Genomic DNA, 15294 nt, shown 5'->3' with positions numbered 1-15294 from the left:
TCGCATGCGGGTTAAAATCTCACTGAGCCGGCGAAAAATACACCGTCTAATTTCACTCGTGCAAAATCATCATTCTCATCGTCCTCACCTTTAACATCAAGCACGCGATACCCACCAAGAATACTAACATTTGGGAGAGGTGAAACTTTAATTCCGCCTTCTGCATCTAAACAATAGCCGTAATCATTTTTCGGAATCCCGGAAACCTCCCCGAACAATCTGAACATTGGAATCGGCGCTAATTCTGCGGTCATACCAATTGTCGGTAGACCAACCACCACCTCTTCCCTTTCTGAGATTGCTGGAACAGTATACGGCGCATCGAGCGCAGCATCGATCCAAAATCCTTTCACTTCAAACATCAATCCGAGCTTAAAAACTTCTTCTGGCGGCATGAAATTCCATATCCAGCCGAATCGCGCATATTGTAGTTCTACATCAGATAGTACTCGAGTTCCAGCAGGATACGTTTCGCCATTAAAATTGATGTTTCTCGTGATAACCTTATCGCCATCATAATCAAATTGGGTTAAGGCAATCCGAATTTTCTGTCGTGGACCCGGTGACCACGTTATTCTAGCTTCCGGAAAATCCTGGTCTTCAAAACCAAGGTCTGAAACCAAATCTATTTCTGTTCCAACGAGCCCAGATTCAGTAACCTGCGCTTTTCCGCTTAGTTCTGGCATCCAATATCTGCCTTCGAACTCAATACGCTGGGCAAAAACAAAACTCGCAAATACTATCGATAAGATGATAGGTAACCCGACTTTTCTCAACATAGTTGATTATCCCCCCTTTCTTATAACAAACATACACCTATAAAATCGGATTTATTACCTAGTGATATTATACCACTTAATGCTGAGTATATTGAAACAACCGTTAGCAGAAAATTTTGTTGATACACCATTTTCATTTAACGTTAGTCAATATACCGCAAATTTCCTTGACAAGCAAACCCATTGTCAGGTATCTTATTTATAATTATACTAATATGCGAGCTGAACCAAAAATGAACAACATTGTGGTTCGGCTTTTTTAATGTAACCAGCTAACTATTGCCATTAAAATCTTTTCGAAAGGAGCATAACATTCTATGGCTAAGAAGAAAAAGAAATATGTTTATTTTTTCGGTGCGGGTAAAGCGGAAGGAACCGGCGCTATGAAAGAACTGCTCGGTGGTAAAGGAGCAAACTTAGCAGAAATGGTCAATCTAAAAATTCCTGTTCCAGCCGGTTTTACAATCACTACTGAAGTATGCACCTATTATTACAAGCACGGTCGGAAATATCCACCGGAATTAAAAAAAGATGTTGAATCCGCAATGAAACGGGTTGAACAGATTATGGGAGCGAAATTTGGTGACCCGGAAAATCCGTTGTTAGTTTCCGTTCGGTCGGGAGCACGAAGTTCAATGCCAGGAATGATGGAAACTGTACTTAACATCGGATTAAATGATATAACTCGGGAAGGATTAATCAAAAAAACCAATAATCCACGGTTCGTTTATGATGCGCAACGGCGGTTGATTCAGATGTATTCCGATGTTGTTATGGAAAAAGCAGCTGGGATTGAACCTGCGGAAGGGAAAGGAGTTCGGCAACAATTAGAAGCGGAACTCCATAAAATGAAAGAGAAACGCGGGGTTAAAAATGATACCGAATTGACCGCAGATGATTTAAAAGAATTGGTTGATATCTATAAAAAGAAAGTGAAAGAAGTGCTTGGGAAACCTTTTCCGGAGGATCCGATGGAACAACTCTGGGGTGGAATCGGTGCAGTATTCGCGAGTTGGATGGGGAAACGAGCGGTAGCATATCGAAAAATCGAGAAAATTCCTGAAGAATGGGGTACCGCAGTTAACGTTCAAGCGATGGTATTCGGCAATATGGGAGATACCTCAGCGACTGGCGTAGCATTTACCCGAAACCCAGCGACTGGCGATAACGTATTTTATGGCGAATGGTTACCAAATGCACAGGGAGAAGATGTTGTCGCAGGTATCCGCACACCTAATCCGATTAATGAAGCTGGTAAAACCGAACAATCGCGGCATTTACCTTCATTAGAAGTTGCGATGCCGAAATTATATAAAGAACTTGATCAAATTCGCAGACGACTGGAAAAACATTATCAAGATATGCTGGATATCGAATTCACCATTCAGGAAGGACGACTCTGGATGTTACAGTGTCGGGTTGGAAAACGCAATGGTCCCGCAGCGGTAAAAATGGCGGTGGATATGTATAATGAAAGATTGATTACGAAAGAACAAGCGGTCATGCGGGTCACCCCGTCGCAATTAGATGAACTCTTACATCCGATTATTGATCCGAAAGCAGAGTTAACGGTTAAACCGATTGCAAAAGGATTACCAGCGGGTCCTGGCGGGGCAAGCGGGAAAGTCGTTTTCACTGCGAACGATGCGGTTGAGTGGACGAAACGCGGGGAAAAGGTTATCCTTGTCCGGGAAGAAACCAATCCTGAAGATGTTGAAGGGATGCGTGCAGCACAAGCGATTCTCACTGCTCGAGGTGGAATGACTAGTCATGCAGCGTTAGTCGCCCGAGGTTGGGGTAAATGTTGTATTGTAGGCGCGGGTGATATCCATATTGATTTAGAAGCTAAACTGTTTACCGCCGGTGAGGTCACGGTTAAAGAAGGTGAGTGGATTACCTTAAACGGGACTAAAGGATATGTGTATCTTGGTCAACTGCCGATGATTAAATCTGCAGAAGAAAATGTTTATTTCCAGAAATTTATGAAACTCTGCGATGCAGTTCGGACGCTTGGAGTACGCACTAATGCAGACACACCGGATGACGCGAAAAAAGCGTTATCGTTCGGTGCGGAAGGTATCGGCTTATTCCGAACTGAACATATGTTTTATGGCAAAGGGTCAGAAGAACCATTATTTTTATTACGGAAAATGATAATTTCAAAAACTGTTGAAGAACGGAAAGCGGCATTAGCGGAACTTTATCCCTTTGTTAAGAAAGATATCAAAGCGACTCTAGAAGTGATGGGAAAACTACCGGTTACCATTCGATTGCTCGACCCGCCGTTACATGAATTTGTTCCGAAACGCGAAGATGAGCGGAAAAAACTTGCGGACAGTCTTGGAATTGACCTCGATGAATTTGAAACCCGTGCGGCGAAATTACATGAAACCAATCCGATGATGGGGCATCGTGGAGTTCGACTCGGAATAACTTATCCGGAAATAGCGGAAATGCAGATTCGGGCGATTTTTGAAGCTGCGGCGGAATTGATCAAAGAAGGAAAAGATGCGTTTCCGGAAATTATGATTCCGGTAGTTTGTACGGTAACAGAACTCGAACATCAATTTGCTCTGGTTAAACAAATTTATGCTGACGTATTGAAAAAATTTGGTCTCAAGAAAATCAAACATATGGTTGGAACGATGATTGAAATTCCTCGCGCCGCATTAACGGCAAATAAACTCGCCCAATGTTCAGAGTTCTTCTCGTTCGGAACCAACGATTTAACCCAGATGGGATTCGGGTTTTCGCGCGATGATACCGGCGCGTTTATGCATCACTATATCGAAAAGAAAATTCTCCCTGATGACCCGTTCCAGACGATTGACCAAGAAGGTATTGGAGAACTCATAAAGATCGGAATTGAGCGCGGTCGTGCTACTCGTCCGAATTTAGAAGTCGGTATCTGTGGTGAACATGGCGGTGACCCTGCATCCGTTGAATTCTGTTATAAAGTTGGGATGGATTATGTTAGCTGTTCACCATTTAGAGTTCCGATCGCGAAACTTGCTGCCGCGCGTGCTGCGGTTGCGGATAAGAAAAAAAAGAAATAGAGTGTTCTGCCCAATCTGATTTGCGGGTTTCTATAGCTTTCACCATAGTAACGCTAGAGAAGAGATTGAACTGGAGAAGAAAATAAAATACCCCCGTAGGTCAATATATTCGAGCTACGGGGGTTCTTATTTGTCATCAATATTTTTTTGTAATTCTTTTCACTTTTTCTTGGAGATGCAATAATACCTATAATCTCGAGAATATCAAACGTTATCCTACTCTATCAGCATCCCGATATTACCATAGCTATTCACCAAAACAATATATCACCAAACCAGTCATAGGTTTAGGGATAAAATAAGTAGATTTTTGTGGCATTTTATCTCCGCGTAGTACAATCTGTTTGACCTGTTCGATAGTTACAGGGTTGAGGAAAAATGCGAGTTGGACTTTCCCTGAATCTACGGATTGTAATGCATAAGCAATATCTTTCGTATACCGAAGATAATCACCAGAAAAAACATCGTTTTGCGATATTCCTAACGCTTGATTTAATATTTTTGCATTAAAGATATGCACGTCGATTTCGCCTTCAGGAGTTTGTCCTTTATAAGTTAACCAGTAGCATTTATCTCCTCCCGTATAGAGTCCAAATACTACCTGATTCTGATTTCGGGCTTCCTTCATTTTGGAGATTACATGCTCAAGCATTTCTCTGCGGTTACCCGTTAGACATGGGATTTCGTTAATACTAAAATCTTCAGAAAATATCGCCGGAATTCGCGCTAATTTCTCTTCTGCGAGATTTTTGATCAACCGATGTGTCGGAAGAATCAGTATCCCCGGGTCTTCTAAATCCGCTAGTAGCATTAAGGTATAGTTATACGGCTCTTTGCCAGTATGGTTCGGATTAGCTTGTTTTCGTTCTCGGCGATATTGTAACGCTGCGGTATATCGATGATGTCCATCGGCAATCAAAATCGGATTTGGTTTTAATGATTCAACGATCTGCTGGATTACGTGTTGGTCATCTAACGTCCATAGTTTATGCATTGCCGCATTGGCGTCCCAGATAGATATTTCTGGTGTATGGTCGTTCATCCATCGTTCAAGGATCGAGCGAACATGCCCATGATTCCCTTGAAACAAGCCAAAAATCGGGTCGAAATAACTATGACAAGCTCGAGTTAAATTTACCCTATCTTCGACTGGTGCCCGGAGCGTGTTCTCATGCGGAAGGACTTCCTTCTGGTCAAATTCAGCTAATTCAACTAATCCCATAAACCCGATTAACGGTACCGGATTCCCGGCAAGTTGGATGGTATAAATATACAAAGATGGCTCCGGACTGGGAATGAGTATCTGTTCGTTAATCCATGCTTGTAATGTCGCTGCAGAACGGGTGTATCGATTATTTTCAGCTGTATCACTCTGAAATTGTTTACCAAGATTTAACCGTATCATATTATATTCACTAACCTGATAAAGCTGTTCTTGTTCTGCAGTTGAGATTAAATCATACAACGGAGTTACTAACTCCTGGATATTCCCAACCTTGTTTCGGTTATATTGATATCCTCGAAATGGTAATATAGTTGCCATAATTACTAAAAAACCAAAAAACTTAAGAACGCAAACACCTAATTAATCTAACCTTATTATCGACGCATTATCTACTTAACTGATGCGGTTTCGTCCTAAGTTTCCCTATTCATTACTTCTCCTTAGTTAATTCTATTGCTATCGCAGCTTCGGTAGCAAAATGACTTAATAATTCTTTTTCTTCATTCGTAAAATATCTTGGGGTGGTGGTATAAATTGCTATTAAACCAACCAATTTATTTCGAAAGTATAATGGTGCACCTATGAACGACCGTAATCCTTGTTTTCGCGAAAAAATCAATACTCGGTTTTCAACTCGCGGGTCAGTAGTTAAATCTTTAACGACAAGAATTTTCTTTTCTTTCACCATCCATCCTGAAAGACCAACATGCGCTGGAAATCGTTCGGATAGTTCGGCTGGTTCCATTCCAACTACTGCGCCGAGAACCATCTCATCCCCTTCAAGATAACGGATGATGCAGATTTTCGTTTGCAACGATTTTGCCGTCTCGCGCGCTATTACTGGCAATATTTCCGAAAATCCTTTCCCACTGGAGAGTAGTTGGCTGAATTTATGTAATGCAGCAAGTTCGTTTTCCTTCTGATTCATTCGCTGAATAACTTGGGTAGTGTTTAACGCGCAGCCTACCGTGAGCGCAGCGAGATTGAGGTATTCCTGTTCGTGAGTTTCAATCATCTTTTCAGGATCGGTATAAAGACAGAGAATTAACCCAACCACCTTATTGCGAGACAGTATCGGTAAAGAAATATATGCAGTTACATCACGAAATATCCATTGTTCCATAGATGAGGTTAATTCTTTTCTGGTATGGTTTGTCACCACGGATTTGCCAGTTCGCACCACTTGCGCTTCCGGAGAGTGTCCATCGATATTAACCTGTTCTAATTGATGTTGCGCAATCTCTTTTCGCCAATGCGTATTATGGGTACAATAAGCAGATAATAATCGCAATTTCCTCTCCTGAACCGCATAATACACACAACGGTTCACCCCGGCATATTGACAGAAAATCAACGGAATCTGCTCAATTAACTTTTCGGTATCAGGATATGTATGAATCTGTTCAATGAGCTTATGTAACCGGGTAAAATTCAATTCATGGTTATGCGTAGTATGGTTTTTTTCGCTCATAACGTAAAACGAATCTAAAGAAAATAGGTACGATAATTGTAGTATTCTTTGGTTAATGCTGTCAAATAATTTTTGTTCCTATATTCCATATTTTCAACTCGAGTATCCGCCAAGATGCCGTGATGAAATGGAACCATCGAGTGGACGAACGGATAGAATCTGGTTATCGAAGTTTTTCAGGTTTTCAATTTTATGGTAGGATGTACCGTCAGGCTTGACGTCATTCTTACGATAGTAGAAAATCGACGCTGGGCATTTCATCAAGCGGTCGTTGCAAGAAATATACTTTTACAATGACGTATCCACAGAAATCTAGAACGACTAACCTACTACTCAATATTTTTCACCGATTGCATAACCATTTTGGCGACCAGCATTGGTGGCCTGCAGAAACTAGATTCGAAATTATTATCGGAGCGATTCTAACCCAATCAACCTCTTGGAAAAACGTTGAAAAAGCTATCGCTAATCTTAAACACGAACGGTTACTTGATTGCCAGAGTTTAGTAACTATCGATGAAAAAAAACTCGCACAACTGATTCGTTCTTCTGGCTACTTCAATACCAAAGCGAAAAAACTCAAAGCATTCGTTACTTTTTTCCATCAGCGATATCACGGAAACCTGAACAAAATGTTTGCGGTACCGTTATTAGAACTACGAACTCAATTATTATCGGTCTATGGAATCGGAGAAGAAACTGCTGATTCGATTCTCCTGTATGCGGGGAATAAGCCCATTTTCGTTATTGACGCCTATACCAAACGGATTTTCACCCGACTCGGTCTCGTCAACCCTAAGGTAACCTATAGCGAATTGCAAACGCTTTTTATGTCTCATCTACCGCCTAATCCTAAACTATTCAATGAATACCATGCGCTTCTTGTTGCTCTTGGGAAAAACCTATGCACCAAACGACCCCGCTGTTCATCTTGTCCACTCAATACGCTATGCTTATATCCAAGATAACCGCAACGAGATAGTCTGGGGTGACTACGAACGAGATAATATCTCGTTCGTAGTCACCCCAGACCCATAGTATTACCAATCAACGAATAATTTGAATGAAATATTGAGATAGTGCGGTGGAAATAGTAAGATGAAAAACATAAAAAACCAGGGCGACATAGAAGTCGCCCTCGGTAATCAGATTATTTAGCAATGCTTGCCAGTCGGCTCTCGAGGATAGGGATAAGTTTCGGGTCAAGGAGAAATAATTTAACTCGGTCGCGTTCAAACTCGATACTGGTCGGATGTTTTCTAATCGGCTTCATTCTGGCTAGCAAAACGCTTTTTTTAACCGTAAAATCTGTTTCATTCAACCGATACGCTTCATCGAGCACCTGTAAAAGCTGCCGTTTTTCTTGCTCGAGTTCTTCTGGTTTCAGATAGAGTTTTTTATGCTCGAGAAAACGGTCAACGATGTTCTCCCGATTTTTTTCATAAACTGGCTGCGGCATCTTTCGGATGCGGAGTAACATTTGTTCTAATCGCTCATCATTTTCCGCTTGTCCAACCAATGCAGGATGCCGAATATCTTTTGCTGGGATTAAACAGGGGACATATTCAACTAATACTACTCGCTGATTCGGATTCAAGATATTCCTGACCTCATCAGCAATCGCATCAATACGCTGTTTCATTGTATAGAGTTCTTTTTTTGCTTGTCCCTGGATTGAATTGATTTTCCGTTCGGTATCCGGCGAAATATCCTTACCAGCAATGAGTTCTGCGCGCAATTGGTTAAGGGCAGCAATCGTTTGTGCTTCATTTGATTTTAAATAGCTCTGCAATCGGTTACGCTCCTGTTCCGCTTGTTTGATTTTGGGAATCAATTGGTGCATTTGGGTTGGGGTTAAATATAAATTAGTTAGCAAATTCAAAATTTGAATCTCTTCCCGTAACGCAATAATGTGTTCAGATTCGAGTTCTTTTTTAGCATAACTTGGTATCGTAAGTCCGATAACAATGATAAAAAGAGCTACCCATCTTTCTAGGGGTATGGTTTGTATGAATCTATGATAGTTTCCCATCATTAATTTTCCTCCTTTTCATCTCAATCCTGATTATAATCGCACCAAATTGTACAAAACCTGTACTCACTCGAGCAGGGTCGCCCTCCGCTACTGTTTATGGATGAGGGTTTCGACTGCTAGGTGCAGCATCGCGCTCCAAGAACTCGTTGGCATTGAGCGTTTCGGATTTCGGATTAGCTTCTTGGTCAAGCAACTTTCTCAGCTTAGCTAAATCAGTTTGATACTGGTGAATAGCGGTTTCAAGTTGTTTTTTCTCCGCAGTAATCCGTTGGATTTGCTGCTGGAGATATTTCGTTTTTTCTATTCTAGGCCAGTGGTCGAAATCCGGCGGAATAACGACTGGTTCCGGATCAAAGGTTCGTTCTGATGAAAAATCCGGTCGTAATGGAGAGGGTTGATTCTGGAATGGTATTGGGCGAAGTGGTGGTGTCGGCTGAATTCCGGTAGGTTCTAGACTAATCCGTTTGCCGAATTCGCGAATTATCCCGGTAAGCCGTTCTTCAACTAGTTCTAGCTGTTCAACTTTCTCACGAAACGCAGCAAATTGGGTTTCTAACTGCCGTCGATAAAAAAATTTACTGACCGGGTTATCGGTATTTCGCAAGTCATTTTTCAACTGCCGAATGTTCCCAACCGCAATATCAATTTCTTTTTCAAGCCGGTCGCGTTCCGTGCGCAAGTCTTGATACACTTTCTGCAATTGGGCTAAATCTATCGGCATCGGTTTATCCGCAGGAACGATGGGAGATGGCTTCGGTATATATCGAGGTGGAACAGGAGCTGGTTGGGTAGGTGGTGGTAGTGGATGGACTTGGGCATATCCAGCAATGTTAAGACTAACCAGCAACAACAGTACTTGGATTATAGTAAAAAGTTTCATATAGAATTGCATAACTACTACCTAATTATGCAAAACTTATACCAGAATATTTAGAAACAATTATTTCACTATTTCTCGATTCTTATTCTGCTCTATCTTAGAACGTCTGACCCACACTAATATGGAATCGGCCATTATCTTCTTTCGGAATTTTAATACCATAATCAATGCGGAATGGACCGATTGGCGTCTGATACCTGAACCCAATACCAACCGACGATTGCATATCATTTAGATTAACATCAGAGAGTTTCTCCCAAACATTGCCGTAGTCATAGAAAACGACCCCGCCGAATTGTTTATAGATCGGGAAGCGCAATTCTACGTTCAATAATAATATCGCATCGCCACCAACGGGATAACCATCTAAATCTTTTGGACCGAGATACCGGTCTTTAATCCCACGAACCGATTCGCCGCCACCCGCATAAAATCGTTCGTAGATTGGGATAGAGTCGGAGTGACCAAACGGTTCAGCAAACCCGCCAGCGGTTCGGAACCCTAATATCCATTCCGATTTGAATAATTGGAAATAGGTCCGTAAATCTGCATACACTTTATAATAGTCTGCTTCTGACCCTAGCCAGCGATACGCTAATTCTGCGGTTAACGATTGAAGTTGTCCCCGGTGTGGATTCGCTAAATTATCCCGGGTATCTTTTGTAAGGTTAACACTGAAAACTCCGAGGTCAGTTTTCGTTCCTTCCAGCGCAATGATTTCTGGGTCAACAGTGTTTTTGATATAACACATCTGATTTTCTTCCAATCGATATTGAGCCGAATATTTTATTCGACCATCGGCTGAACTCCGTTCTACATACATCTTTCCGCCACGACGTCGAAGACTATAATTTTCTAGATTTTCTCGTCGGAAATAAATGTTCGAACCGAATCCGTTCATGGTATTAAACAAATACGGTTCATAAAAATCGAGATTGACCTCTCGGCCACGTTCGACTAAATCACCTTGTTCGGATAAATAGACACTCGCTCCAAACCGCTGCCCTTTTCCAAACAAATTCGTCTGCCGATATCGCGCATAGCCACGAACCCCTTCTTCCGTGCTATATCCGGTTCCCAAACTGATCAATCCGGTCTGCCGCTCTTTCACCGAAATAATCAAATCGACAATTTCTTCTTCCACAGTCGGATTCGCTGGTTCAATTTTAACTTCATCGAAATATCCTAATAACATTAATTTCCGTTGTGACGTAAACACCTCTTTCCGATTGTATACTTCTCCCGGACGAATGGTGAGTTTTCGCCAGATGACACGGTCATGTGTTTTGGTATTGCCGACCAGACTAATTTTCCCGAAATAGGCTTTTTTCCCTTCAGAAATTTCATAGGTTAACGCGATATCACCGGTGGTTTCATTCACATAGAGTAATTCTTTCACTTTGGCATAAATATAACCATGTTCTCCATAAAATGATAGTATATTATATTTTCCTTCAATGACCGAATCACGACTATATTCTTGCCCAGCACGTATCGGAACCACTTGCACTAATTCGCTTGATGGAATTTCCTGATTTCCTATAAACCCGATAGTTTGGATTGTATAGGTTATAGGAGGCTCTTGTGCAAATAATAGTTGAGTAAGAATTATAAAAAAAAGTATGAAAAATAAATATCGCAATGAAGTTTGTCGATTAGCAATTATCATAAGCACTCAATCAAACTACTGGGAATTGAGAAAAATGTCAAGCAAAATATTGTAAATATTATAGCGAAATGCGGCAAGGTAATGTATTGGTTTTTCGTTATTCGTTCTTTATTTTACTGCTTAGAGAGCGTTTTAACGTTTTTACAAAATAGAAATATTCTTTTTACCGTTCAACAATCTGCGATTTTCTCTACCGAAAAAATCGCAACGATTACTGGTTGTCCGATTAGTTACAACGTGAAATATATCATCGAAAGGAAACAAACAATGTAGCTAGTTATGGTATAATAATTGCAAAATTTATTTTATATGCGAGATACGAAAAAGTATAATGTTATGCCTTAAAATAAAGTAAGGTGTATTTTATTTTTTTATTTTTTACAAAAATAGCAAGATTTTGCTTGACATTTTATAGAGTTATCGTTATACTATTTTCGCACAGGATTTATTTTTTTAGGATTCTAGGGTTGAATAATGATAGAAAAAAACAGAGAGCGCAACAGTAAAATACCATATTCGGTTCTGATTAGCACTGTAATTACAATTGCAATAATGTTCGCAGGAATTGGCCGGCTATATTTTGCGACGATACCAACACCTTCCGAAGTTAAATCTCCGAAAAATACTATCGCAATCAATGAACCGACATCAAATTCAACGCCGATTGCTACTCCAGAGCAGTCTGTAGAAAACGCTGGAAAAACCATTTCACATGCGGGTGAATCAACGAATGCAACAGAACGGCCACCGAATACGAATAAAGTTGTGGTTTATCATCATCGAATTTCCTCCGGGGAATCAATTTGGAGCATTGCCCAAAAATATGGAGTTACCCCGCAGACTATTCTAGCAGAGAATCCTTCTCTAGACGCACACGCACTCCAGCCGGGAAGAATTATCAAAGTCCCGAATCAAGTTGGAGTGTTTCGCACAGTCACTAAAAACCAATCAATAACCTCACTCGCAAAAACATATCGTATAAAAGTTGAAGATATCCTATTGGTAAACGGATTAACTTCAGCAACTGAAGTTAAATCCGGAACTCGGATTTTTCTACCTGGGCAGAAAGCGATTCAAATTGCGCTTGGAAATCAAACTGGAACTGGATTCAGATTACCGGTGCAAGGGAGAATTACTTCCCGATTCGGATATCGAACCCATCCAATGGGTGGCGGAGCTCGACTCCATACTGGGATAGATATTGCAGCATCGTATGGCGCAACGATTGTTGCTGCGGAAAGTGGTCGGGTTATTGAATCCGGTTGGAACGGACTGTTAGGGAAAACCGTAGTGATTCGTCATAATCGAGGGTACGAAACCATATACGGACATTGTTCATTTTTACTCGTTCGACCGGGAGATTATGTTAAAAAAGGACAACCGATTGCTCGGGTTGGTAGTAGCGGTCTGTCAACCGGTCCGCACGTACATTTTGAAGTGCATAGAGATGGTACTCCCGTTAATCCGCTAAAATTCATTCGATAACTTTATAAGACTTCCTCACCAGCATTTTATAATCTTATTTCTGCCAATTTTCTAATATACGTTCATTCTAAAACAGTGTGTTTGCCTTATTAAATATTTTGCGTTTACTATGCGTAAACGAGATAATAATACCGGATTTTGTTTTCTCGTTTAACCTAATTTCCTCATTTATTTCCTCATTATTACTTATTTCTGCTATAATAAAAATCCCAATTTTATATCGAAAGGATTATTTATAACATATGGCACACGCAAAATTCATTCATTCGCTCATACTACTCTGGTGTTTCATTTTTTTACTAAGTATCCAAATAACTTTTGCTGAAAATGAACCGCTGGTGAAAGAAGCGCGCGCTATCTGGATATCGCGATGGAGTTATAATTCACCAGAAGACATTAAAATGATAATGAAAAACGTTAAAGAAACCAATTTTAATATCGTGATATTCCAGGTTCGTGGTCAGGCGGAATCGTATTATAAATCAGATTATGAACCGTGGGCAGAACAAATCAGTCCGGATGGGAATGACCCGGGCTGGGATCCTTTAGCTATCGCGGTTGAAGAAGCGCATCGACTCGGATTACAACTTCATGCGTGGGTAAACGTTTATCCTGCATGGCGTGGGAAAGTTCCACCGAAATCACGAGCGCATATCTGGCATACTCATCCGGAATGGTTCTGTTATACTCGCGATGGCAAAAAAATGGAACTCAGTAATGAATATGTAGTATTAAATCCTGCGCATCCGGAAGTGCAGGAGTATCTGTATAACATTTTTATGGAAATTATCCAGAAATATGATATTGACGGACTCCATTTCGATTACGTCAGGTACTACGGTGCAAGTTATTCATTCGATTCGGTCAGTTTGAAACGATTCTATGACCAGACGAATGCTACCCCAGATGAAAACCCTGAACTCTGGAACGAATTCCGCAGAGAACAGGTTACCGCATTAGTTCGTAAAACATATCAGGGAATAAAATCGGTTAAACCGAACCTCATGTTATCCGCATCAGTTTGGGGAGACTATGATGATGGATATACCTACTATCTGCAGGATTCACATCGGTGGCTTGCAGAAGGAATTATTGATTTCATCTGTCCGATGATGTATACACCAGATAACGAACAATATCGCGCTTGGGCGAAACGGCATTTACAGAATCAACATCAACGGCTGATTTATCCTGGCACCGGTCCTTATCAATTGAAAACCGCAGAGGATTTGGTTAAACAGATTGAAATAGCTCGCGAGGAGGCGAAAAACGATAGAATCCGGGGAATAACGGTGTTCGATTATTTAACGCTTTTTTCAAAACAGAATCGAACAAAATTTGCGGAAGCGCTTATTGCTGGTCCGTTTGCCCAACCAGCTATTGCTCCTGGTATAGAAGATATGTGGTGGAAAACTTCAACAAAAGCTGACGTGGTAGGTCCATTAATCACCGAACTACGAACTATACCACAAATTGTTCGAGCTGGCGAACCATTTCGGGTTGCCTGCAAAATTACTGATGGTTCGGGTATCGAAGAAAATTCCGTTTCACTCAGTTACACCATTTATTCACCTGATGGAACAGAAAACATCGCAGAACTAAAAATGATTCGCGATCCGCAAACGCGCGATATATTTACCACTGCAGAATCTATCCCTGCACTACCCGCACAAACGAAAATATATCTGCGGGTTCGTGCGTACGATACCGCAGAAAATCTCGGTGAAAGTGAATATACCAGAATTCATATCTATCATCCATCAGGCAACTATATTCAAGGAGGCGATTTTGGTAGCAGTTATAAGGTTGGACAATATGCGGTCTGTGACCAGGAAGGAAAAGTCTGGTTGACCGAACTGCGTCCTCCGAATATTCGGATATTTGAACCGAATGGATTAGAATCCGCATTTTCAAAAATCAGTGTTGGACTCGATTCGCACGGAAGAGAAGTCCCGATACTGAATCCATCTGGAATTGATGTTGACCGGAAAGGATACGTTTATGTATCTTGCGATACTACCGGTCGGATTCTAAAATTCCGCGCGAAAGATGGAAAACCATTCCCCGGATTTGAGTTACCCTATGTTCCTGGGGATTTGGATATCTCTGATGCGGGATATCTCTATGTGGTGGAAAAACTGCATAACCGATGGCATATCTATACTCCAGAGGGAAAAGAAGTTCCAGGGAGTCCGTTTGGAGATGTGACTTCGCAAACCATACATATCAATCGTGGAATCGGAGTAACTCGAGATGGGAAAACGGTTTATATTGCTGATGAAGCGAGTGGCGCAATTCATAAATGGGTTGGCGGAATAAAAAAAGGAATTGCTAACTATGAACAGAAAGAAGATTTAATTAAAGTTCAGGATGCTTCCGGCGCCGTCGATGTTGATCGCCAGGGAAATATCTATGTTAGCAATTATGGATTGAATTGCGTGCATGTTTTCAATACGCATGAACAACACATTGCTGATTTGGTTGGTGGAACGCCGCCGGTAACGCATCCCCGTGGAGTAGCGTTTACCGATAACGGACATACCCTATACATTCTGATTATGGATTACGGTCCGTTAGGAGGTAAACTCCAAAAATGGATGAAAAAGTAACTGTAAAACGTAAGATCGTAAAAACGAAAGAACGTTAGAATTACACCTTCTACGAGTTTGCGTTTATTTCGTTTTACCTAGTTTC

At 41.1% G+C, this 15294-nt stretch carries 10 protein-coding genes; 4 read left to right on the top strand and 6 right to left on the bottom strand.

Features of this window, described 5'->3' with window-relative positions; translation table 11 throughout:
* Positions 1-11: 11 nt before the first annotated feature.
* Positions 12-779: a hypothetical protein gene (locus tag N3A72_06125; GenBank protein MCX7919175.1), complete on the bottom strand. Its 768-nt coding sequence runs from the start codon at positions 777-779 to the stop codon at positions 12-14.
* A 317-nt stretch (positions 780-1096) separates the two neighbouring features.
* Here N3A72_06125 and ppdK point away from each other — a divergent pair, with 317 nt between their 5' ends.
* Entirely contained in the window at positions 1097-3835 is a 2739-nt protein-coding gene (gene ppdK, locus N3A72_06120; GenBank protein ID MCX7919174.1) for a pyruvate, phosphate dikinase, read from the top strand.
* Positions 3836-4082: 247 nt separating this feature from the next.
* Here ppdK and N3A72_06115 read toward each other — a convergent pair whose 3' ends face one another.
* Together N3A72_06115 and N3A72_06110 are read right to left on the bottom strand one after the other, a co-directional pair.
* Complete coding sequence (locus tag N3A72_06115) at positions 4083-5378, bottom strand: DUF1015 domain-containing protein (GenBank protein MCX7919173.1); 1296 nt, start codon at positions 5376-5378, stop codon at positions 4083-4085.
* Positions 5379-5490: 112 nt separating this feature from the next.
* Positions 5491-6531 (bottom strand): GAF domain-containing protein, encoded by a 1041-nt coding sequence (locus N3A72_06110; protein ID MCX7919172.1) that lies wholly within the window; start codon positions 6529-6531, stop codon positions 5491-5493.
* 293 nt (positions 6532-6824) lie between these two features.
* Here N3A72_06110 and N3A72_06105 point away from each other — a divergent pair, with 293 nt between their 5' ends.
* Positions 6825-7499, top strand: coding sequence for an endonuclease III domain-containing protein (locus tag N3A72_06105; GenBank protein ID MCX7919171.1), 675 nt, complete (start codon positions 6825-6827; stop codon positions 7497-7499).
* Positions 7500-7681: 182 nt separating this feature from the next.
* On the opposite strand, the gene N3A72_06100 is transcribed toward N3A72_06105, so the two are convergent.
* The 3 genes from N3A72_06100 to bamA form a co-directional block, all read right to left on the bottom strand.
* Complete coding sequence (locus tag N3A72_06100; protein ID MCX7919170.1) at positions 7682-8566, bottom strand: hypothetical protein; 885 nt, start codon at positions 8564-8566, stop codon at positions 7682-7684.
* 94 nt (positions 8567-8660) lie between these two features.
* On the bottom strand, positions 8661-9446 hold the full coding sequence (locus N3A72_06095) for a hypothetical protein (protein MCX7919169.1): 786 nt from the start codon (positions 9444-9446) through the stop codon (positions 8661-8663).
* A gap of 97 nt (positions 9447-9543) precedes the next feature.
* The gene (bamA, locus tag N3A72_06090; protein ID MCX7919168.1) at positions 9544-11115 is read right to left on the bottom strand and encodes an outer membrane protein assembly factor BamA; all 1572 of its coding nucleotides are present in this window, start codon (positions 11113-11115) and stop codon (positions 9544-9546) included.
* A 552-nt stretch (positions 11116-11667) separates the two neighbouring features.
* On the opposite strand from bamA, the gene N3A72_06085 reads away from it, so the two are divergent.
* The gene (locus tag N3A72_06085; protein ID MCX7919167.1) at positions 11668-12600 is read left to right on the top strand and encodes a peptidoglycan DD-metalloendopeptidase family protein; all 933 of its coding nucleotides are present in this window, start codon (positions 11668-11670) and stop codon (positions 12598-12600) included.
* 242 nt (positions 12601-12842) lie between these two features.
* Positions 12843-15209 (top strand): family 10 glycosylhydrolase, encoded by a 2367-nt coding sequence (locus N3A72_06080; GenBank protein ID MCX7919166.1) that lies wholly within the window; start codon positions 12843-12845, stop codon positions 15207-15209.
* Positions 15210-15294: the final 85 nt, after the last annotated feature.

The sequence above is a fragment of the bacterium genome (assembly GCA_026416715.1).
GTDB lineage: Bacteria > UBP4 > UBA4092 > JAOAEQ01 > JAOAEQ01 > JAOAEQ01.
Note: the sequence above shows the minus strand (reverse complement) of the source record. Positions and strands in the feature narration are given on the sequence as shown.